We start from the raw sequence: 20,076 nt of genomic DNA on the forward strand, positions 1-20,076 counted from the left end.
TCTTTGGCAGCTTTGTCGGGAAACTGTCAAAGACTGTGAAGCCGCCGTTGGCGCTGAATCAGAAATCCCACTTGGTGGTGAGCATCAGGTTGCGCGGCTCGCCGTAGAACGTGGTGTCGAAGTTGCCCAGACCCGTCAGGTACTTCTTGTCGAACACGTTGTTGGCATTGACGGTGAAGCTCAGGTGCTCGTTGTACTGATAGCGGGTCATCAGGTCGACCAGGGTGTAGCCGCCCTGTTTGATGCGCGTGTAATCGCCGGCCGGAGCGCTGTAGATCTTGCCGTAGAACGCGCTCTGCCAGCTGATGCCGCCACCCACGGTGACCTTGTCGAGCATGCCCGGCAAACGATAGGTGGTGAAGGTGCGCACCACGTGTTCCGGTTTGGTGGTGGACAGCGGGTAGCCGTAGATCCGCTGTTCGTCGGCATCGCGGGTGCGGGCGTAGGTGTAGCCGGCGGAGACGTTCCAGCCGGCGGCCAGTTCACCGGCCAGTTCCAGTTCGACGCCTTTGGTAGTCGCGCCGTCGATGGCTTTGTAGATGCCTTCGTTGGTGACGGCGTTGGTGCCGATCGACTCGGCTACGCCGTCCTGCTCAATGCGGAAAAACGCCAGGCTGGCATTCAGGCGACCGTCGAAATACGCCGCTTTCAGACCGGCCTCGTAGCTGTCGCCTTCCACCGGGGCCAGGGTCGAGCCGTTGATGTCCTTGTAGGTTTGCGGCTGGTAGATGCTGGTGTAGCTGGTGTACACGGAGTAGGTGTCGTCGAGGTCATAGACCAGCCCGGCGTATGGCGTGACCACGCCGTGTTCCTTGTAGCTGGCGTTGGTGTCGTCGAGGCCGGCGCTGGTGTTGTAGCGGTAGTCTTCGTTGTATTTGAAGGTGCTCAGGCGGCTGCCGAGGATCACCGACAAATCGTCGGTCGGGTGCAGGCGGGTGGCCAGGTAAACGCCGTTCTGGCTCTGGGTGCGCTCGTATTTGCCGTTCTTCGGGAAGTCCTGTTTCGGCAGGTCTCCGTTCCAGTCGTAAATGCTGCCGGGCACCAGTTCGAAAGCGCTGGTGTCGTAGGTCGAACCGGTCTGGCGCGAGTGCGAGGTCATCACGCCGGCGATCAGCTCATGCTCGCGGCCGACGAGGGTGAACGGGCCGGAGACGTTGACGTCAGCAGTGTTCTGCACCCGATGACCTTCCCAGCGGCCCCAATACAGGAACATGCCTTCGCCGGTGGCGCGATCCGGGTTGCCGCCGCTGGCCGAGGCGAGTCGAGTGTCGTGGTCGGTGGTTTTTTGGTCGAGGCTGACCTTGAATTTCCAGTCGTTGGCCAGCGCCTGTTCCAGCGAGGCGAAGTAGGTGATGTTGTCGAAGTCGCGACGGCTCCAGTCGGCGCCGCTGTTGAAGTGGCGCGGGAAGTCGGTGCGGCCGCCGTCGGCGAAATACACCGGATTGCCGGTCCACGAGGTACCGCGCGGGGTGGTGCTGGACTTGTCGATGCCGAAGGTCAGCAGGGTGTCGTCGGTCAGGTCGGCTTCGAGGATGCCGTAGAACAGATCCTTCTTCTGGCTGTAGTGATCGAGATAGGAATTCTTGTCCGAATAGGCGCCGACAAAGCGGCCGCGCACATTGCCCGAATCGGTCAGCGAACCGGAAATATCGCCGACGGTGCGATAGGCATCCCACGAACCGACGGTGCCGCTGATCGAGGCCTTGAACTCCTTGGTCGGCTTCTTGCGGATCAGGTTGACCGTGGCCGACGGATCGCCCGAGCCGGTCATCAGGCCGGTGGCGCCCTTGATCACTTCCACACGGTCGATGCTGGAGGCGTCGTCGCCGTTGTTCGGGTTCTCGCCGTAGACGCCGTCGTAGGGCAGGTTGACGCCGTCGTACTGGAAGTTGGTGATGGCAAAACCGCGAGCGGAAAACTCGGTGCGGTCGCTGTCGTATTTCTGGGTCGAGATGCCCGGTGTGTTGCGCAGCGCATCGCCGACACTCTGCACACCACGGTCGTCCATTTGCTGGCGGGTGATCACCGTCACCGATTGCGGGGTTTCGCGGATCGACAACGGCAAACCGGTGGCCGAGGACGTCGCGCCGGTGGTGTAAGACTGTGTGCCTTCGGTGGTCGCACCCAGGCCTTGGGCGGAAATATTGGTCGCCCCCAGTTGCAGGGTTTCTTTTTTGGCCGGGGCTTCAGCGGCGTGGGCGGTGGCGGCAAAACTCACAACGGCCAGCGCCAGCGGGCGCAAGGCAAAACGGAAACGGACGTGCGACATGGAGATCCCTTTGCATCGAATCGATCGGTAGTTGAAGTGCTTCTGGTGGGTTAACCGAACGAGCGATGCAAAAGGGAACTGCGGTCTGAAAATAAACGGAATCGATGCTCAGCGAGTCAGGCCAAGGCGTTCATGCCACTGGGCGATGGACTCTTCGGGGTAAACGTCGAATTGCTGATCCCTGGCGCTCGCTTGCACTTCGACCCACGGGGCCCTGGAGCCGAGCATCAGATGGGTGTGTTCCGGCGGCACCGGCAGCGGCGTGTCGATGGCCGAGGCGAACGGGTGGATCAGCTCCGGCCACTCCGGGCTGAACAGCCACAGACCGCTGCCGCACAGCGAGCAGAAGTGCCGCTCGGCGGTGCTGCGGTGGGCGCGGGCTTCGCCTTCGTCTTTCATTTTCGCGTGGTAGATCGTGATGTGTTTGCGCCCGCGCACCTTAAGGCTGGCCGCATCGCCACCGAGATTGATCGCAAAGCCGCCACCGCCCTGGGTCTTGCGGCAGATCGAGCAGTAGCAGCGCTGATAAGGGTAGGGGTGGGCGCTGTCGAGGGTGAATGAAACCGCGCCGCAGTGGCAGGAGCCTTCGAGGTGCATGAGTGGCCTCCAGTTTTTTTTTGTCGGTGCGATTCAGCCTAGAAGAGATGTCGTGTCTGTGCCGCCGCTATCGCGAGCAACCTCGCTCCCACAGTTGGAACGCATTTCAAGTGTGGGAGCGGGCTTGCTCGCGAAGAACGATAACGCGGTGCAACTGGACGCCCGCGCAAAGCCCGGTCAGCATGTCCGCAAAAAAAGGGACCCAAACCCATGCGCCGATTACCTTCACTGGCCGCCCTGCGAACCTTCGAATGCGCTGCCCGTCACGCGCACTTCGGTCGGGCCGCCGCCGAGCTGTGCGTCACTGACAGCGCCGTCAGCCACCAGATCCGCCAGCTCGAAGAGCAACTGGGCGTGTCGCTGTTCATCCGCGAGAGCCGGCAGATTCGCCCGACCATCGCCGCCGGGCGCTTGATGCAGAGCCTGCAACAGGCCTTCGAGCTGATCGGCGATGCCTGCGACGAGTTGCGCGATCCATCCTCGCTCGCGGTGTTGCGGCTGGCGGTCACGGCGGAACTGGCGCAGAAGTGGCTGATGAACCGTCTCACAGATTTCTACGCGCGTTATCCGCACATCACCTTGCACCTCTACGAACAGCCAATCGACGCCACCGCGCCCGGCGAAGACATCGATCTGGCGATCACCTACGGCACCGGCCCGGTGGACAGCAGCGCGTACTTCGTCCGCCCGTTGCCGGCGTTGCAGTTCTTCCCGGTGTGCAGCCCCGGTCTGTTCAACCAGGGCAACCTGAAAACCCCGAAGGATCTGGCCCGCCATTGCCTGCTGCACGACGACCAGGACGGCAAGACCTGGACCGCGTGGCTGACCAGCCATGCCGGCGATTTGCGCCCGGAACGACAGTTGTATTTCGCCCACGCCGGTCTGGCGCTGGAGGCAGCGGCGCAAGGGCAGGGCGTGGCGATGGGCGACAACCTCACGGCGCAGGAGGATTTGCAGAATGGGCGTCTGGTGCGCCCGTTCACCTCCAGCATGACCGCGCTGGGCCAATACGCGCTGGTCTGCGAGCGGGTGCGGCTGGAGCGTCCGGCGGTGGCGCAGATGCTGGAATGGTTCAACGATCAACTGGCCGATTGATGAGTTGAATTCAACTGTTCCGAAATAATCATCGTTGGCGGCGCGACCGCCCGCGACCGTAGCCTGAGGTCATTCCCATCCCGATGACGAGGTTTGACCATGGCACGTTTGCTCGACTCCACCCCGAAACAGGACGGCTTCCGTCTGCCCGGCGAATTCGAAGCCAAGTCCGGTTGCTGGCTCGGCTGGCCGGAGCGCACCGACGTCTGGCGCAACGGCGCCAAGCCTGCACAGAAAGTCTGGGTGCAGATCGTCACCGCGATCTCCCACAGCGAACCGGTGACGGTCTGCGCTTCGGCATCCCAGTTCGCCACCGCCCGCCGTCAGTTGCCGCCGCAAGTGCGGGTGGTGGAGATGACCTGCAACGACACCTGGTTTCGCGACAGCGGCCCGTGCTTTGTGGTCAACGATCAAAGCGGTGAAGTGCGTGGCGTCGACTTCGAGTTCAACGCCTACGGCGGCCTCGACGGCGGGCTCTACTACCCGTGGGACAAGGACGACCAGATCGCCAGCAAGATCCTCGAAATCGAACGCTTCGACCGTTATCGCGCGCCATTGATTGCCGAACTCGGCGGCATCCAGAGTGACGGCCAGGGCAGCATCCTCACCACCGAGCAATGCCTGCTCAACCGCAATCGCAACCAGCACCTGGGCAAGGACGAAGTGACCCGCCGGCTGACCGATTACCTCGGCGCCGAGCAAGTGATCTGGCTGCCGCGCGGTTGCAGGTTCGACGAAACCGACGGGCACGTCGACGACCTCGCGTGCTTCGTGCGCCCCGGCGAAGTGGTGCTGCAATGGACCGACAACCGCGACGATCCGCAGTGGGAAATCTATCAGGAGGCCTACGACATCCTGCGCAGCACCCGCGACAGCCGTGGCCGCGAACTGATCGTGCACAAGCTGCCGCAACCGGACGTGCTGGAGTGGACCGCCGAAGAAGCCGAAGGCCTCGATCAGCAGGACAGCACCCACACCCGCCAGGCCGGCACCAAAATCTGTGCCTCGTACATCAACTACTACGCCGGCAACAGCTCGATCGTGGTGCCGCTGTTCGGTGATCGCAGCGATCAGGTGGCGCTGGCGACCCTCGCCGAACTGTTCCCGCAGCACAAGATCGTCGGCATCGAAAACTCCCGGGAAATCCTGCTCGGTGGCGGCAACGTCGCGTGCATCACCATGCCGCAATACGCCGGCCAGAAAAAAGGAGCCTGACCATGGGCCTGCACAAACTGAGTAAAGCGTTATTGCTGGTGCTTGCACCCCTGTGTGTGCAGGCTGCCGAAACAGCGAAACCGGTGGTCAACCTGTACATCTGGGGTGAGTACCTGGCCCCGGATACCCTGAAGAATTTCGAGGCGAAAACCGGGATTCGGGTGGTCGCCGATCACTTCGATTCACTGGAAACCGTCGAGACCAAACTGCTCACCGGCCGCAGCGGCTACGACCTGGTGCTGACCGCCGGCCAGCACCTGTCGCGGGCCATCGAGAGCGGCGCGATCCAGACCCTGAACAAGCAGCAGCTCCCGCACTTTGCCGGGGTCGGCGATGAGTTCCGTCAGCACATGGCGGTGTTCGATCCGGGCAACCGCTACGCCGGGATCTACGCCTGGGGCACCACCGGCGTCGGCTATCAGGAGGAGGCCGTGAAGCAGCGCCTGCCGGACGCGCCGAGGGACAGTTGGGCGATGTTGTTCGATCCGGCAGTGGTGTCGAAATTCGCCGATTGCGGGGTGAGCCTGCTCAACGACCCGAACGAAGTGTTCGCGGCGGTCATGAAGTACATGGGCCTGGACATCAACCGCCAGAGCCTCGACGACCTGAAACTCGCCGAACAGCAACTGGCGAAGATCCGCCCGTACATCCGCTACTTCGACAATGACCTCAACATCAGCGACCTGGCCAACGGCAACACCTGCGTGGCGATGTCGTGGAACGGCAACGTTGCCATCGCGGCGGGTCAGGCCGAAGCGGCGAAAAAGCCGTTCAAGTTGAATTACCGGATTCCGAAGGAGGGCACGCTGATCTGGTTCGATGCCATGGTCATTCCCAAGGATGCACCGCATCCCGAGGCCGGGCTGGCATTGATGGATTATTTGATGACGCCTGAAGTGATCGCGCCGATCACTGACACCATTCACTACGCCAACGCGATCACGGCGGCGGATGGCTTGATCGATCCGGCGATTCGCAATGATCCGGGTACCTATCCACCGCAGGCGGTGAGGGCTTCGCTGTACAGCAAAAATGACAATGGCAAGGCGTTCAACCGGGCATTGATTCGGGCATTCAGCCGGTTGAAGTCGGGGTTGTGAACGGGGGGCGGGAATCATCTTGAAGCGGTTTGTACGTGGGCGTGTGGGGGTGAGTCTGGTAGTTTTTTCGCCATGGATCTGAACCGGCAATGACGCCGGATGCCCTCTCGGCTCCTGACTTTTCAGGATCTGGAGTGGCCAACTTTCAAGGAAGAAAAACATGCCAATCAAACCGCCGGTCAAGGGCTCGGGCCCGGCCGATGTTCATTTGAAACCTTCCACCGACGGCTCTGTGTCGGGGCCGGTGATTCGACCGAGTGTCCACGGCAATCTGCCGGAGCCGCCCGCAATTTTCAGTGGCGCACGGACGCCCCATCACAGCGGCGCAGAGGTCGTCAGCCCGCCGTCATCGATCACATTTCGCGATGCACTGCCGGTGGTGGAGGTCGCGCCCACCGTCGGGCAACCGTCGCTGGAGGCATATCACGTCCCGGCGGCGGGCCGGCTGACAGACATCGACGCCGACGGTTTCAGGACGTTCAAGGGCCGTCAGTTCGCCGAATTGCCCGGTCAGGGCATCGTTCAGGTCGGCGCCGACCCGCAAACCGGTTTGTACCGGGCCAGACTGGCCAGCGAACTCAATCCTTCCGGCCCGGTTCTGGAGCGCGACAGCGACGGCAAGCTTTGGCACCCGCTGGAAGAGTTTGCCACCGACCGTTTTCGCACCGCCGACCCACGCAGCGAAGCCGCCTCGACACTGGAGGCCATGCCGCATCCGGAGGGCGACGAAGGACGGGCTCGTGCGGACGACGCCGACGACGAATTCGAGCTTGCCTCCGAATCGATGCCGGTCAAGCCCTACACCGATCAGGAACTGGCGACCATGCGCGATGAAGTGCGCTATTCCTTCCGGGGCAATCGCCTGGGCACCTACGACCGTGCCAACAACGGTAAATACCCGCTGCGCGACACCCTGGGCAGACCGGTGCGGATCCGCAAGCTGGAGACATTGGTCACACTGACCACCGGGGAGCGTTTCCGCTCGGAGCCGATCAAGCCCTACATCAAGTTCGAAGGCTATGAAGACGTCGCGAGGCTCTACGAAGAGAAACTCGAGCTGCGCACCTTTACCGAGGCCGACATGAAGGTCCCGGGCGAGAAAGCGCTGATCGGACAACTCATGGTGGTCGCCAACAAACGAATCAGCAAAGGCGAGGCGCTGGGCCTCTACGGCGGGACGCTCAGCCCGGTGCGTCTGGTACGACGCGAAGAACAGACGTTCACCATGCTGGCGGGTTTCAGCGTGCATTACACACCAGGAAAGTTTGTTGAAGATCCAGTTGTGGTCATCGGCGACAACATCATTTCGCGGATCAACTCGAACTTCGAATACGACGCCACCGGCAAACCGATCCATCAATCGCCGGACGGCTATAACGTGCAGATCGTCGGGTTCAAAGTCGAAGCGGACATGCTGATCGGCGACCGGCTGGTCAACCGGCCCTACATGTTGAACGCGCTGTTTGCCTCGGAGGATATTGCGGCGGGAACCGAGTTGCGCTGGAACTACAATTATTCGGACAAAGAGATGAAGATGATCTTTCCGTAAATAGCCAAAGGCAGAGCGCGCCGACCGTATACATCGAGCTGATATTCCCAATCGATCAAGGATTCAGTAAAACCGGATCAAGTCGGCGTATATCTGAAATATCCCCCAATCGGTTCCCTCTCCCTTGGGAGAGGGCTAGGGTGAGGGGCTTTTCGGCACCCGCCACAAATACCAGGCCGCCACCGTCCGAAACGGCTTCCAGTCCAACCCGATCTCAATCATCTGCTTGCGCGCAGGCTGCACCTCCAGCCCCTTCAACCGCCGATACCCCTCGCGAACCCCAAAGTCATCCGCCGGCAGAATGTCCGGCCGCTCCAGGCTGTAAATCAGCAACATCTCGACGGTCCAGCGCCCAACCCCGCGCAGGCTGACCAACCGCTCGATCAGCGCCTCATCCTCCATCGCCAGCGCCGTGGCGTAATCCGGCACCACACCGTCCAGAGTCGCCTGGGCAATCCCCTGAATCGTCGCAATCTTGCCCGCCGAAAACCCACAACCGCGCAATTGATCGAAGTCCGTCGCCAGAATCTGCTCCGGACGTGGAAACGTCTGCCCGGGAAACAACCCCACCAACCGCCCGACAATCGCATCGCCCGCCTTGGCGTGCAGTTGCTGATAGGCAATCGCCCGCACCAGCGACTCATAGGGATCACGCGCGGGATGCGGCTGATGCAGGCAAGGGCCGACCGCAGCAATGTGGCGCTGCCAGTCGGCGTCGAGGCTGGCCAGAAACTCGCTGGCCGGTTGATAGGGATCGGGCATGGTTACTTCAACAGACCGTTGACTTCGCCGTAGGTGAAGGCCTTGAGGTCATGGGTGTCGAGCTTGCCGCTGGCGAGAAAGCTTTTCACCAGCGAACCCATGGCGCCGTACATGAACTCGGCGATCCCGGAACCTGCGCTCAAGCGGCGCACACCGAGGGTTTGCAGTTCTTCGGGGGAGGGCAGGCAAGCGAAGCCCAGGACATTGACCGGCAAAGTCGTGCCCTTGCAGATCGCTTCGATTTCGTAGGCGGACGTCACGCCGGCAGCGAACAATCCATCCGCCCCGGCCGCCTGATACAGCGCCGCGCGGTGCAGGGTTTCGGCGACACGATCCTCGGCCGGCACCAGCCCTTTGAGGTAAACGTCGGTGCGGGCGTTGATGAACAGCTTCACATTGCGCCTCTCGGCCACTTGCCGCGCGACTTCGATCTTGCGTACCAGCAGTTCCGGCGTGCCGCTGCCGTCTTCGATATTGATCCCGACCGCGCCTGCCGCGATGACCGCATCGATCACTTCAGCAACCCGGCCGAGGTCATCGGAATAACCGGCCTCGATGTCCACGCTCAACGGCACCTTGATGACTCGGGCAATCGATTCCACGGTGCTGATCAAACGCTCCAGCGGCAGGGTGTTGCCGTCCGGGTAACCGTGGGCCCAGGCGACAGCGGCGCTGCTGGTGGCGACGGCTTTGCCACCCAGTTGCTCGACCAGCCGCGCACCCGTGGCGTCGGCGACGTTGGTCAGGATCAGCAGGCCATCGTGGTGCAACTGGTGAAACTGAGTGTCGAGCGAATTCATCGAGATCCCTTCTTGTCGGTTGTTCAGAAAGCCAGAGGTTGCGTCAGCTGCACGGCGGCGTTTTCCAGCCGGAGCAAAAACGCCTTGCGCGGTTGCCCACCACCATAGCCGGTCAATGAGCCGTCCGCACCGATCACCCGATGGCACGGCACGACAATCGAGAGCCGATTGTGCCCGTTGGCCAGCCCCACCGCGCGACTGGCGCCGGGTTTGCCCAGTCGTGCGGCGATGGTGCCGTAAGTGCTGGTGTGGCCGTAGGGGATTTGCCGCAGTTCGCTCCAGACTTGCCGGGCAAACTCGCTGCCGGGCAGGTGCAGCGGCACGCTGAATTCGCTCAGCTTGCCGGCGAAGTACAGCGCCAGCTCGTTTTCGATCTGCTGCAAATGCGCGTTGTGCCCCGGTGCGACCACGTAGCCGTAGCGGTTCTGCAATTCTTCAACTTCTCGGGTCAGCGCCGGACGGTCGAGAAACTCCAGCAATACCAGCCCGCGTCGTTCTGCCATGGCGATCATCGGCCCCAACGGCGTGGTCAGGCGGGTGAACAGCAACGGCTCGCTGGATGCCGCGCGTCCCGGCGTGATGTGGAACGACTTCTGAAACGCATCGCGAAAACCGCTGAGGGATTCATAGCCGGAATCGAATGCGGCGTGGTCGATGGACGTGCCTTGCTTGATCCCGCCCAGCGCCATGCCAAGTCGGCGGGTGCGCAGCCACGCGTGAAAGGTCATGCCGAAATGCTGTTTGAACCAGCGCCGCAGCTTCAGCGGTTCGATGCCCTCGGCGAGCAATTGCGCATCGCTCCAGCGAACATCGGGATCGGCGTCGACGGCTTTCAACAGTCGTTGCACCCAGTCCGGGGCGATCGCGGCAGCGTCCAGCGGTTTGCAGCGCAAACAGGCGCGATAACCGGCGGACAGGCATTCGTCAGCGTGGGCGAAGAACTCGACGTTTTCCGGTTTCGGCTTGCGCGCCGTGCAGGTCGGGCGGCAAAAGATCCCGGTGGTTTTCACGGCCGTGAAGAACACGCCTTCATAGGCAGTGTCGCTTGCGAGCATGGCGCGAACCATTTCGGCGTGAGGGGGCAGGACAGCGGCTTGTATGTTCATGGGCCGAGGATAAAACCAGTTATTCGATGGCTCCACCGAAAAATCGACAGTGAATTTTCGGGCCGCTGCACTACAGTGATCGGGTCGCTACAACTCGGGAAATGAAGGTATGCCACCGTTCACGATTCAACACATCGATCACATCGTGCTGCGCGTCGCCGATCTGCAACGCAGCATTGATTTCTACGACCGGGTCTTCGGTGCCGAAGTGGTCAAGCGCAACGAAAAGTTCGGCCTGGTGCACCTGCGTGCTGGCACGTCGATGATCGATCTGGTCGACCTCGACGGGGAAATCGGCCGCAAGGGTGGCGCCGCTGCCGGCAGCGAACGGCGCAACGTCGATCACTTCTGCCTGCGCATCGAGCCGTTCGATGAAGCGGCACTGGTCAGCCATCTGCAATCCTGCGGCCTGACCGTCGAAAAAGCCGCCACCCGTTTTGGAGCCGAGGGCTACGGCCTGTCGCTGTACTGCTTCGACCCGGACGGCAATCAGGTCGAACTCAAAGGCCCGTCCGAAGCTTAGGCGCGTTTGGCCATCAGCAACACCGAAGCCGCCGCCGACAGCAGCCCCGCGCAGCAACGGTTGAAAATCCGTTTGCCGCGCGGCTCGGCGAACCAGCGGCGCATATGCAGGCCCATGTAGGCGTAGGCGCTGATGGCGATCCATTCCAGCAGCAGGAACAGCACGCCCAGCAGCATGAACTGCGGGGTGATGGCGCGGGTCGGGTCGACGAATTGCGGCAGAAAAGCGGTGAATATAAGAATTGCCTTGGGATTGCCCGCCGCCACTAAAAACTCCTGACGCGCCAGGGCCAGAAGCCCGCTCGCCGGCGCAGTAACCGCGTCTTCGGCGGCAGGATTGGCCCGCCACAGCTGCCACGCCAGATACAGCAGATACCCCGCGCCGACAATCTTGATCCCATAGAACAACAGTTCGGACGTTTGCAGCACCACTGCCAGCCCTGCCGCCGCAAGGGCGATCATTCCGGCGAACGCCAGCAACCGACCGATCCCGGCCACGCAGGCGCGACGATAGCCGTAGCGGGTGGCGTTGCTGACCGACAGCAGGTTGTTCGGCCCCGGCGCCATGTTCAAGGCGAAGCAGGCGGGCAGAAACAGGGAGAGGGTGGCGAGATCCATGGGGCGGGCTCCGGTGACGGGAGCGGTATTTTTATCACGCGGGCGTGCGGGCCTGAACCGTACAGTCAGGCAGCAGTGTCGCGGTACAGCGACGGTCGGGCGTACATCCGTTCGAACTTTCTGTCGTCCCGTCAACTCTGAATTCGTCACAGGGTGATGAATCCGCCAGAAAAAAATCATCTGGCGGGTCAGAAAGGACAATTGCCGTGTAAGCTTTCGCGCAATGCTTTTCCATTTCCCCATGGCCCCAGGCGGCCCACTGTACGAGCGACTACATGCAAGCAAAGGCCCGCGAGGTTCATGTACCACCGGTGTTGCAGGACCTGCGCGCCGGCACGGCCGAACTGCACATTGCACTGGAAAAACGCCTTCCTTTCTTCTCCGACACCCTTGATCTGCAGGCCTTCGAGCGACTGATGCGCGCTTATTACGGCTTCTATCAGCCACTGGAAAATGCATTGCAGGACAGCGGCGAGATCCCGGACGATTTCGATCTGGTTTCGCGCCTCAAGACGCCGACCCTGCAACGCGATCTGCAAGCGCTGGGCGCAAACGGCGGAGAGTTTTCGCTCTGCCGCCAGTTGCCCACCATCGACTCCGCCGCCGCGTGCCTGGGTGTGCTGTACGTGCTGGAGGGCGCCACCCTCGGCGGGCAGATCCTGCGCCGGGAAATCGCCGCACGACTGAGCCTGGACGCTGACAACGGTGCAGCGTTTCTGGACATCTACGGCGCTGCCACCGGCCGGCGCTGGCGCGATTTCATCGAATACCTGGGCAGTCGCCCGATGGACGCCGACGAGCGTGAAGCCGTCGTGGCGGCCGCCCACACTACATTCAGCTGTTTCGAGCGCTGGCTCGAAAGCCAGGAGGTTCTGGTATGACCCCGCAAGACAAAGAAGCCTTTGAAGAGTTGCTGGCCAACTGCGCCGACGAGCCGATCCGCTTTCCCGGCGCGATCCAGCCGCACGGTTTGCTGCTGACCCTGAGCGAGCCGGACCTTTCGATCATCCAGATCAGCGCCAACGTCGAGACCTTGCTCGCGCGACCGGCACAAGAACTGATCGGCCAGCCATTGCAAAGCCTGATCGGCGATACCCATGCCGCGCAGGTTCGCGAGGCCTTGCAGCAACCGGCCTTGTCCGATGCGCCGCCGCTGCACTTTCGCCTCAACGGCACGGCGTTCGAAGGCTTGCTGCACCGGCATCAGGATGTGCTGATCCTGGAACTGGAAATCCACGTCGAAAACTTCCAGCCGCGCAACGTCGCCGGCACCGAAACCCACCTGGGGCGGATGCTCGCGCGCCTGCAAAAGGCCCAGAGCCTGCAAGCGCTGTACGACATCAGCGTCAAGGAAATCCAGGCCATGACCGGTTACGACCGGGTGCTGATTTACCGCTTTGAAGAGGAGGGCCACGGTCAGGTTATCGCCGAAGCGTCCGACCCATCGATGGAAGTGTTCAACGGCTTGTTCTTCCCGGCCTCCGACATCCCCGAGCAGGCCCGCGAGCTGTACCGCACCAACTGGCTGCGGATCATTCCGAATGCCGACTACCAACCGGTGCCGCTGGTGCCCAAGTTGCGCCCGGACACCCAGACCCCGCTGGACCTGAGCTTCGCGACGCTGCGCAGCGTGTCGCCGATCCACTGCCAGTACATGAAGAACATGGGCGTACTGTCCTCGATGAGCATTTCGCTGCTCAAGGGCGACCGGCTCTGGGGCTTGATCAGTTGCGGCAACCGCCAGCCGCTGCACGTGCCGCACGAGTTGCGCACCGCATGCCAGACCATCGGCCAGGTGCTGTCGTTGCAGATCAGCGCGATGGAAGCGCTGGAGGTCAGCCGTCAACGGGAGGAAAAGGTCGAGGCGCTGGCGCTGCTCAATCAGGCGATGATCGATTCGCCACAGAACGTCTTCGATGGCTTGGCCAATCAGCCGCAGGTGTTGATGGCGCTGGCCAATGCCGGCGGCATCGCAATCATCGAAGACAAGCAATTGCACCGTTACGGCAACTGCCCGGAGCCGGAAGAAATTCGAGCCCTGCACAAATGGCTGCAGGAGCGTGGCGAGCCGGTGTTTGCCAGTCATCACCTGGCCAGCGTCTATCCGCCGGCTGCGCAGTATCAGCAGGTCGCCAGCGGTGTGCTCGCCATGAGCCTGCCAAAACCGGTGGACAACGGCGTGCTGTGGTTCCGCCCCGAAGTCAAAGAGAACATCAACTGGAGCGGCGACCCGCGCAAGCCGCTGGACCTGGAAAACTCCGACGCCGGCCTGCGCCTGCGGCCGCGTACTTCGTTCGAAATCTGGAAGGTCGAGATGGCCGGGATTTCCACCAAGTGGAGCCACGGCGATCTGTTCGCCGCCAACGACCTGCGTCGCTCGGCGCTGGAAAATGACCTGGCCCGCCAGGTGCGCCGTGAGCAGGAAGCGGTGCGCGCCCGCGACGAACTGGTGGCGGTGGTGTCCCACGACCTGCGCAACCCGATGACCGTGATCTCGATGCTCTGCGGCATGATGCAAAAGGCTTTCAGCTCGGACGGGCCGCACACTTCGCGGCGCATCTCGACCGCCATCGATACCATGCAGCAAGCCGCCGGGCGCATGAACACGCTGCTGGAAGACTTGCTCGACACCTCGAAAATCGACGCCGGCCGCTACACCATCGCGCCGCAGAAACTCGATGTCGCGCAGATGTTCGAAGAGGCGCAATCACTGCTCGCACCGCTGGCGCTGGACAAGGACATCAGCATCTCGTTCGAGGCCGATCCCGACCTGAGCATCCACGCCGACCCGGAGCGGTTGTTTCAGGTGCTGTCGAATCTGGTCGGCAACGCGATCAAATTCACCCCGCGCCTGGGCACGGTCGATGTGTATGCCAAATCGGTCGGTGACGACATTGTCTTCACGGTCCGCGACAGCGGCGAAGGCATTCCCAAGGATCACTTGCCGCACGTGTTCGATCGCTACTGGACGGTGAAGGAAGGCAATCCGAACGGCACCGGGCTGGGCCTGTACATCACGCAGGGCATCGTTGAGGCCCATGGCGGGCGGATCGTGGCCGAGAGTGAGCCGGGGCAGGGCAGTGAGTTCCGCTTCACCGTGCCGCGTCAGGACTGAAAAAGCCGATCAGCGTTGGGTGGCCTGCAACATGGCCACCCATTCTGCGGCGAATCGATGGCAGTCGCCGGGCCAGCGCGCTGTCAGCAGCTGGCCGTCGCGCACCACAAATCCCGTTTGAAGGTTATTCGCGCCATCGCGTTTGGCGATCAGCGGGCCGCGTATGAAGTCGGATTTGCTGGCCAGAACGGTCTTCACTTCCGCTTCGACGGTCTGCTTGTAGGTGCGGTAGTAGCGCCCCAGCCACGCAGCGGTCATCAGCCACGCCGGGAACTCCATGGTTGCCGCCAGCAGTGCCGTGACCTTGCGCCCGAACAACACCGAACGCCCGGTGTCGGGATCGAGCGTGCGCGCCAGCAACAACACGCCATGACACACCGCCGCCACGGGTTTCTCTGCTTTGAAAAATTGCAGGGCGATCTGCTGAGCCTGTGTGGACTCCAGCAGCGTGCACATCCCTTTGGCATGTCCGCCGGGAATCAACAGACCTTCAAATTGATTCGTGTCGACATCGGCATACGCCAGCGGCTGCCTGAACGCATCGGACTCGATCATCTGCTTGTAACTGTCCAGATCGGCCTTGCGCGTCATCAGCATCGAACTCAACAGGCCGAAGCCGATATCCACCAGCCGTGGATCGGCGTGGGCGGGCAAACCTTGCGGTGTGGCAAAACGTACTTCAATGCCCGCGTTGCGCAATGCCTGCCAGGGCACGCTGCTTTCGGTGGGGTCGTAATCGACAGAGGGCAGCAGAATCAAGATCATCGAGGGCAGACTTCCTGGTCAAGAGTGGTCGCATAGCCAGAGCGTAGTGGGTCTGCGCGAGCGGGGGTAATTTCCTTCAATACCGCCTGCTGTGTGCTGGTTACTGTGAGCGCCTTGTTCCTCGATTTGAAGCAGGTGTGCGATGAGTCTGATTGTGTCGATGGCGGCGTTTGCCCTGGCCGCATCCATTACTCCGGGGCCGGTGAATATCGTGGCGTTGAGTTCGGGAGCGCAGTTCGGCTTTCGTGCCAGCCAGCGGCATGTAGCCGGGGCGACGCTGGGGTTTGTGTTGTTGCTGGTGTTGATGGGACTGGGGCTGCATGAAGTACTGAAACTGTGGCCGTCGCTGACCCGCGTGGTGCAACTGGCCGGGGTGGCGTTTCTGCTGTTCATGGCGTGGAAACTGGCTACCGATGACGGCCGGTTGAGTTCGGGAGAATCGGGCAGGGCACCGTCGATGCTCTACGGCGCGGTGATGCAATGGCTCAACCCCAAGGCCTGGTTGGCCTGCGTGGCGGGGATGGGCGCGTTTGTCGCCGATGGCGAGGCGCGGCTGGTGTGGCAGTTTGCGGCGGTGTATCTGGTGATCTGTTATCTGTCGGTGGGGTGCTGGGTGTATGCCGGGACGTTTTTGCGCGGTTATCTGCAAAATCCGGCGGGGATGCGCTTGTTCAACCGGGTGATGGCGTTGCTGTTGGCGGTGAGTGCGGGGTATTTGCTGCTGCCCTGATCCGTACCCCGGCAAACGGAGTACGGACCTGAGTTCAATTCATGCGAAATCCCTTAGAAAATGCCGTTGAGCTCCCTGAACACATGGGGTGGCATGGCCGTGAAGCGGTTATCGCGCAGTTGACTGATCGAATACAAAGCGCTGGCCGTACGGCCGTTGCCGTCACCGAACCCCTGGAATCCGACCACAGCCCCCAGCACTTGTTTATCAAAGTGCGGATGGCTCGGATCCAGGTTTTTCAGGTGCTGCTCGAGCAAGGCGAATCCAGTTGGGCTGCTGCCGTACTTGGTCGGTGCGCCGGCGTCGCGAACCCGTCCTACAGCTTCCGGCACAAGTTTGCGATGAATCTCCCTGATCACGTTCGGATCGGTCAGGGAGGCCTTGTTCGCGGTGTATTCGCGCAATACGCCAAGGATGTTTTCGAAGTCGTTGCCGTTGGAGGTCGAGCCTTTCAACATCCAGGCGGTCGCGCGTTGTGAAGGATCGGTGAACCCCAGCGGGTTGAACAGCGAATCGGGCATGACGTCGTTGTAGGGTGGTTTGCCCAGATCCAGTTTCAGAATGTCTTGCTGATAGCCCGTCATGAATCGGGCTTTTTTGCTCTCGAGTTCGTACAGGACTGCCAGCGTTTCGGTGTAACCCTGCGCCGTGCTGCGCGCATCGTTGAGCTGAACGGGGTGACCCTTGATGAACGCTTCCGTCAGTTCTTCCAAAGCCTTGCGACCGATCAGCGACTCCAGATCAACTGCCTGTTTCGACTGGTACGCCGTTTCCTTCACGGCGTTGTTCGCAAGATGGCTCAATTCCGTTTCGGTAGCCCCTTTGGGCAACTTGAAGTGCTTGTCGCTCAAGCGCGTGACGATGTGTTGAGCGGTTTCGATGGCATCGCTTTTCAGCAGCGCCCGAGCATGTGAAATCGTGTCCAGCGACATCCGCGCGTGGGTTGCCGAGCCGGTGTGATCAATCACTTTGAGCAGGTCGTAACTGTTTGCGCCGGTCAGGAACCTGAGTTGCTGCTTGGCCTGATGTGCCAGCGATAGGGCATGTCCACTCAGCTTCGCGACGCCTCGGCCGAGTAATTTGCCTCCGGCCTTGAGCAGTTGCGGCAAGCCCGATAAAGGGTTGAACAGGCTGAGGGCTGCGCTTGCCAGAATCCGCGAGGCGGACAGCAGTTTACCGGCGATGCTCGCGGCTTTGCTGGCGGCGGCAGCGATTGCCACAGGTGCGGCGAAAATAGTCATCGCCAGTACGGCGGCATCGACAATGCAGTCGAAGATTGCGCCACCGTGTTTCTTCGGATCCCCGGAAGTCAGCCCTTCCACGCAGCTCTTGAAGGGAATGATCAGGTTGAGAATCATATTGAAGATGGCATCGGTCTTTTCAATAGCCTTCTCCCGTACGGTTTGCTGCAGGCCCAGTTGGTGGATTTCCTGCTCGGTGATGTACGGATTTTTTTCGGCGATCATCCGGCTCAGGATTTCCATGCGAGGAGAGCGATAAAGAGGTGTGCCATCGCTGCGCTCGCGGGGCGCTTCCAGCACACCGATCTTGCGCACCTGAATTCTGGATTTGATGCTGGCCCTGGGGGCGACGTTTTGCAGGTAGGCCTGCAGATCAACGGGGGCTTTTTCAAGCTCTTCCTGATCGGTGAACCGAGTGTCGAGCTTGAAGAAGCTTCCGGAAACCAGTGGCTCGAAGAATGCTTCAAGCTCCGGGTTGTACCGACACTCCATCCGGAGCGCAAACAGCTCGAAGCATTTGATGGCGTAACCGAGTTGTACGCAGAGAATGACCCCGTAACGCCCGGTTTCTCCCGGAATGTATCTGGCAGGGCTGACGCCGCCGCGACCGTTGGTTCTCGCCGGCTTGTAGTTCATCTTCTGAACGCAATAGACACCGATCGCCCCGTATTCAATGGACGCCGCATCCTCCGGGAGCACCTGTGAAATGGCGATCTGGATGTTGCGCGCCAGCCCTCCGAGAACGGCGTCGAAGTGACTGGAGGTCGCGGTTTCGTAGAGGTCGGCAACGGGAAACAGAAAAGGCAGTTCAGGAAAGGATTTATAGATGCTGGTGCCTTTGAGGCGATCCCAGTCCTTGGTGTGAAGCTCGTCACCCATGTACAGGTCCAGCACCGACACTTTACGGCCCGCGCCACCGCCACTGCCGCGATGTTTGACCAGCAGTTCATCGGGGTCACAATCCCGTTCCTGGGACTTCAATTCTTGCAATGCGAGCTGTATGCGATCGGGCAACGGCCTGGAAAACCGTTCGGCGGCTTCCAGCATCATGGCGATGTATTGATCGTATTCGAGCGTGGCGCGCTCGATCTCTTTTGCGTCGAGATTGCCTTGCGCATCTCGCGTGATGAGGCCGTTCATCCAGGCCCAGGTCACCACCGGATCCACCGAGCCTTCGGCTTGCAAAGCTGCCAGTGGCGCGAGGGATTTCGTCGACTGGCTGAATCCCATCAGATGTTGATAGGTCATTTTGCGGCTGGTGCCGGGAACCAGTGCTTCGACCAGATGCACAGCCTGCGTAGCGATCACCCAGGCCGGCGTCCCCATCTGCAGGCTGGACGGCCAGTCGGTGAAGAGATACTCCGGCGCCATGCCTGCCAGAATCATCTGCGTCACCAGTGGGGCAAGCGAGGGTTCGACGTGAAGGTTCTTGATCAGATGCGCTTCCAGGTCTGTTCGAACCTGGGCCGGACGCTGTTTGAAGTAACCTTTGGAATACAGGTCGAAACCGGCGAAGTGGGTGTTGGCAATATCGAGCGCCGGGTCCAGGTCAAGCAGTATCACGGCAACCGCCAGTTGCTCCATGAGTTCAGTCGATTGTTGTTTTGCGGCTGCTTCAGTGAGCCAACCAAGTTTGGAAAGATAGTACTGTCCGTGCCGGGATGCCGCACTTTCGATCAATTGCTGCAGGCGATAGTCCGTGCTGGTTATAGCGCCATCGCCCGGCGTGCCTTCAATCTGCACTCGTCTGCCGAGGCCATTGATGATGGCCTCAAAATCCAGCGTGCAACTTTGTATCAGATCAAGAATGATTGCCCGGTTGTTTCCCTCAAGTTTGAACGGCGACTCGTCGGGTGCGTCCAGAAGTTGCCAATAGTTTCCGTACTTCGGTGGCTCGGGCAATGTCGAGAAGTTCAACAGGTCGAGCAGGTTGCGGGTGTCTTGTTCGTTGTCCGGCACTTGCAGCCCGTTGAAACGCAGCCACTGGCCGACCGTAACTTCGTCTCCTGTAATGATCCAGCCGCCACTGGAGGCGGCGACCTTGGCCAATAGCGGAAGGTTGTCGCCGAAATCCGCCAGACCCGCGACGTCGGCGGTGATCTCCTGCGGAGAAACAAATGGAGTAGCGGGCCGGTCGTTACTGGATACGATGTTTCGATGGCTGAAGTAGAGTCGGCCATTTTCATCCAGTAGAAATATCGCGTTGTCCGGAATCTTGCGTCGAGCGCGGACAAACAGAAAATCGTCGTGGCGCAGCAGTATGGAAAGCGAGATTTTGCCGCTGCGGTGGATTTGGTCGAACGCGCTGTCCTCCACGCGCGGAACAAGGATTTCGTTACATTTCCAGCCAAGACGTTCAATGGCGTATTTATCACCGATAAAGTTTGCAATGGTCTGGCTTACTGTCTTCTTCTGAAGTGTGTTTTTGGAGTCGTAAGCATAGTTGTCTATTGGCTTCATGATTCAGAATCCATTCTCTGATAGCGAAATAAATGAAATGTGGTGGTTGTTTATTGATTGTCGTGTTTGTGCGGCAGACAGGTTTTTAGAGTAAGGCGCCAAGGCGAAAAGTTGGCGTGGATTAATGTTCGA

The 20,076-nt window shown here is 60.9% G+C and carries 16 protein-coding genes; 8 read left to right on the forward strand and 8 right to left on the reverse strand.

The window, feature by feature from the left end:
• Nucleotides 1-58: 58 nt before the first annotated feature.
• Both LOY31_RS11365 and LOY31_RS11370 read right to left on the reverse strand, forming a co-directional pair.
• Nucleotides 59-2,269, reverse strand: coding sequence for a TonB-dependent siderophore receptor (locus tag LOY31_RS11365; RefSeq protein ID WP_258713271.1), 2,211 nt, complete (start codon nt 2,267-2,269; stop codon nt 59-61).
• Between the two features lie 108 nt (nt 2,270-2,377).
• Nucleotides 2,378-2,866, reverse strand: coding sequence for a GFA family protein (locus LOY31_RS11370; RefSeq protein ID WP_007957018.1), 489 nt, complete (start codon nt 2,864-2,866; stop codon nt 2,378-2,380).
• Nucleotides 2,867-3,076: 210 nt separating this feature from the next.
• Here LOY31_RS11370 and LOY31_RS11375 point away from each other — a divergent pair, with 210 nt between their 5' ends.
• The 4 genes from LOY31_RS11375 to LOY31_RS11390 all read left to right on the forward strand — a co-directional run bounded on the left by LOY31_RS11375 (nt 3,077) and on the right by LOY31_RS11390 (nt 7,825).
• Complete coding sequence (locus LOY31_RS11375; protein WP_258713272.1) at nt 3,077-3,961, forward strand: LysR substrate-binding domain-containing protein; 885 nt, start codon at nt 3,077-3,079, stop codon at nt 3,959-3,961.
• 99 nt (nt 3,962-4,060) lie between these two features.
• The gene (gene aguA, locus LOY31_RS11380; protein WP_258713273.1) at nt 4,061-5,176 is read left to right on the forward strand and encodes an agmatine deiminase; all 1,116 of its coding nucleotides are present in this window, start codon (nt 4,061-4,063) and stop codon (nt 5,174-5,176) included.
• A gap of 2 nt (nt 5,177-5,178) precedes the next feature.
• Nucleotides 5,179-6,276, forward strand: a complete 1,098-nt coding sequence (locus tag LOY31_RS11385; protein ID WP_258713274.1) for an extracellular solute-binding protein — start codon at nt 5,179-5,181, stop codon at nt 6,274-6,276.
• 160 nt (nt 6,277-6,436) lie between these two features.
• Nucleotides 6,437-7,825 (forward strand): hypothetical protein, encoded by a 1,389-nt coding sequence (locus LOY31_RS11390; RefSeq protein ID WP_258713275.1) that lies wholly within the window; start codon nt 6,437-6,439, stop codon nt 7,823-7,825.
• Nucleotides 7,826-7,960: 135 nt separating this feature from the next.
• On the opposite strand, the gene LOY31_RS11395 is transcribed toward LOY31_RS11390, so the two are convergent.
• The 3 genes from LOY31_RS11395 to LOY31_RS11405 are packed head-to-tail and all read right to left on the reverse strand — an operon-like array spanning nt 7,961 to nt 10,493.
• Nucleotides 7,961-8,587, reverse strand: coding sequence for a DNA-3-methyladenine glycosylase (locus LOY31_RS11395; RefSeq protein ID WP_258713276.1), 627 nt, complete (start codon nt 8,585-8,587; stop codon nt 7,961-7,963).
• 2 nt (nt 8,588-8,589) lie between these two features.
• Entirely contained in the window at nt 8,590-9,387 is a 798-nt protein-coding gene (locus LOY31_RS11400) for an isocitrate lyase/phosphoenolpyruvate mutase family protein (RefSeq protein WP_258713277.1), read from the reverse strand.
• Between the two features lie 23 nt (nt 9,388-9,410).
• On the reverse strand, nt 9,411-10,493 hold the full coding sequence (locus tag LOY31_RS11405) for a bifunctional transcriptional activator/DNA repair enzyme AdaA (RefSeq protein WP_258713278.1): 1,083 nt from the start codon (nt 10,491-10,493) through the stop codon (nt 9,411-9,413).
• Nucleotides 10,494-10,602: 109 nt separating this feature from the next.
• Between LOY31_RS11405 and LOY31_RS11410 the strand changes: the two genes are divergently transcribed.
• Nucleotides 10,603-11,016, forward strand: a complete 414-nt coding sequence (locus LOY31_RS11410; protein ID WP_221533068.1) for a VOC family protein — start codon at nt 10,603-10,605, stop codon at nt 11,014-11,016.
• On the opposite strand, the gene LOY31_RS11415 is transcribed toward LOY31_RS11410, so the two are convergent.
• Entirely contained in the window at nt 11,013-11,633 is a 621-nt protein-coding gene (locus tag LOY31_RS11415) for a LysE family translocator (RefSeq protein WP_085608987.1), read from the reverse strand. The genes LOY31_RS11410 and LOY31_RS11415 overlap by 4 nt on opposite strands.
• Nucleotides 11,634-11,908: 275 nt before the next feature.
• On the opposite strand from LOY31_RS11415, the gene LOY31_RS11420 reads away from it, so the two are divergent.
• Complete coding sequence (locus tag LOY31_RS11420; RefSeq protein WP_258713279.1) at nt 11,909-12,514, forward strand: biliverdin-producing heme oxygenase; 606 nt, start codon at nt 11,909-11,911, stop codon at nt 12,512-12,514.
• A complete protein-coding gene (locus tag LOY31_RS11425) occupies nt 12,511-14,748 on the forward strand; it encodes an ATP-binding protein (RefSeq protein ID WP_258713280.1) in 2,238 nt (745 codons plus the stop codon). The genes LOY31_RS11420 and LOY31_RS11425 overlap by 4 nt, the downstream gene beginning before the upstream one ends.
• A gap of 9 nt (nt 14,749-14,757) precedes the next feature.
• Here LOY31_RS11425 and LOY31_RS11430 read toward each other — a convergent pair whose 3' ends face one another.
• Nucleotides 14,758-15,513, reverse strand: a complete 756-nt coding sequence (locus LOY31_RS11430; protein ID WP_258713281.1) for a type 1 glutamine amidotransferase domain-containing protein — start codon at nt 15,511-15,513, stop codon at nt 14,758-14,760.
• A 142-nt stretch (nt 15,514-15,655) separates the two neighbouring features.
• Between LOY31_RS11430 and LOY31_RS11435 the strand changes: the two genes are divergently transcribed.
• A complete protein-coding gene (locus tag LOY31_RS11435) occupies nt 15,656-16,243 on the forward strand; it encodes a LysE family translocator (RefSeq protein WP_258713282.1) in 588 nt (195 codons plus the stop codon).
• Between the two features lie 53 nt (nt 16,244-16,296).
• Here LOY31_RS11435 and LOY31_RS11440 read toward each other — a convergent pair whose 3' ends face one another.
• Entirely contained in the window at nt 16,297-19,944 is a 3,648-nt protein-coding gene (locus LOY31_RS11440; RefSeq protein ID WP_258713283.1) for a hypothetical protein, read from the reverse strand.
• Between the last annotated feature and the right edge of the window lie 132 nt (nt 19,945-20,076).

Source organism: Pseudomonas sp. B21-021 (genome assembly GCF_024749205.1).
GTDB classification, from domain to species: domain Bacteria; phylum Pseudomonadota; class Gammaproteobacteria; order Pseudomonadales; family Pseudomonadaceae; genus Aquipseudomonas; species Aquipseudomonas paraglycinae.

Excerpts from the sequence above, each read along its gene's own strand:
- LOY31_RS11365 (WP_258713271.1), bottom strand. The coding sequence starts at position 2,269 with ATGTCGCACGTCCGTTTCCGTTTTGCCTTGCGCCCGCTGGCGCTGGCC.
- LOY31_RS11370 (WP_007957018.1), bottom strand. The coding sequence starts at position 2,866 with ATGCACCTCGAAGGCTCCTGCCACTGCGGCGCGGTTTCATTCACCCTC.
- LOY31_RS11375 (WP_258713272.1), top strand. The coding sequence starts at position 3,077 with ATGCGCCGATTACCTTCACTGGCCGCCCTGCGAACCTTCGAATGCGCT.
- aguA (WP_258713273.1), top strand. The coding sequence starts at position 4,061 with ATGGCACGTTTGCTCGACTCCACCCCGAAACAGGACGGCTTCCGTCTG.
- LOY31_RS11385 (WP_258713274.1), top strand. The coding sequence starts at position 5,179 with ATGGGCCTGCACAAACTGAGTAAAGCGTTATTGCTGGTGCTTGCACCC.
- LOY31_RS11390 (WP_258713275.1), top strand. The coding sequence starts at position 6,437 with ATGCCAATCAAACCGCCGGTCAAGGGCTCGGGCCCGGCCGATGTTCAT.
- LOY31_RS11395 (WP_258713276.1), bottom strand. The coding sequence starts at position 8,587 with ATGCCCGATCCCTATCAACCGGCCAGCGAGTTTCTGGCCAGCCTCGAC.
- LOY31_RS11400 (WP_258713277.1), bottom strand. The coding sequence starts at position 9,387 with ATGAATTCGCTCGACACTCAGTTTCACCAGTTGCACCACGATGGCCTG.
- LOY31_RS11405 (WP_258713278.1), bottom strand. The coding sequence starts at position 10,493 with ATGAACATACAAGCCGCTGTCCTGCCCCCTCACGCCGAAATGGTTCGC.
- LOY31_RS11410 (WP_221533068.1), top strand. The coding sequence starts at position 10,603 with ATGCCACCGTTCACGATTCAACACATCGATCACATCGTGCTGCGCGTC.
- LOY31_RS11415 (WP_085608987.1), bottom strand. The coding sequence starts at position 11,633 with ATGGATCTCGCCACCCTCTCCCTGTTTCTGCCCGCCTGCTTCGCCTTG.
- LOY31_RS11420 (WP_258713279.1), top strand. The coding sequence starts at position 11,909 with ATGCAAGCAAAGGCCCGCGAGGTTCATGTACCACCGGTGTTGCAGGAC.
- LOY31_RS11425 (WP_258713280.1), top strand. The coding sequence starts at position 12,511 with ATGACCCCGCAAGACAAAGAAGCCTTTGAAGAGTTGCTGGCCAACTGC.
- LOY31_RS11430 (WP_258713281.1), bottom strand. The coding sequence starts at position 15,513 with ATGATCTTGATTCTGCTGCCCTCTGTCGATTACGACCCCACCGAAAGC.
- LOY31_RS11435 (WP_258713282.1), top strand. The coding sequence starts at position 15,656 with ATGAGTCTGATTGTGTCGATGGCGGCGTTTGCCCTGGCCGCATCCATT.
- LOY31_RS11440 (WP_258713283.1), bottom strand. The coding sequence starts at position 19,944 with ATGAAGCCAATAGACAACTATGCTTACGACTCCAAAAACACACTTCAG.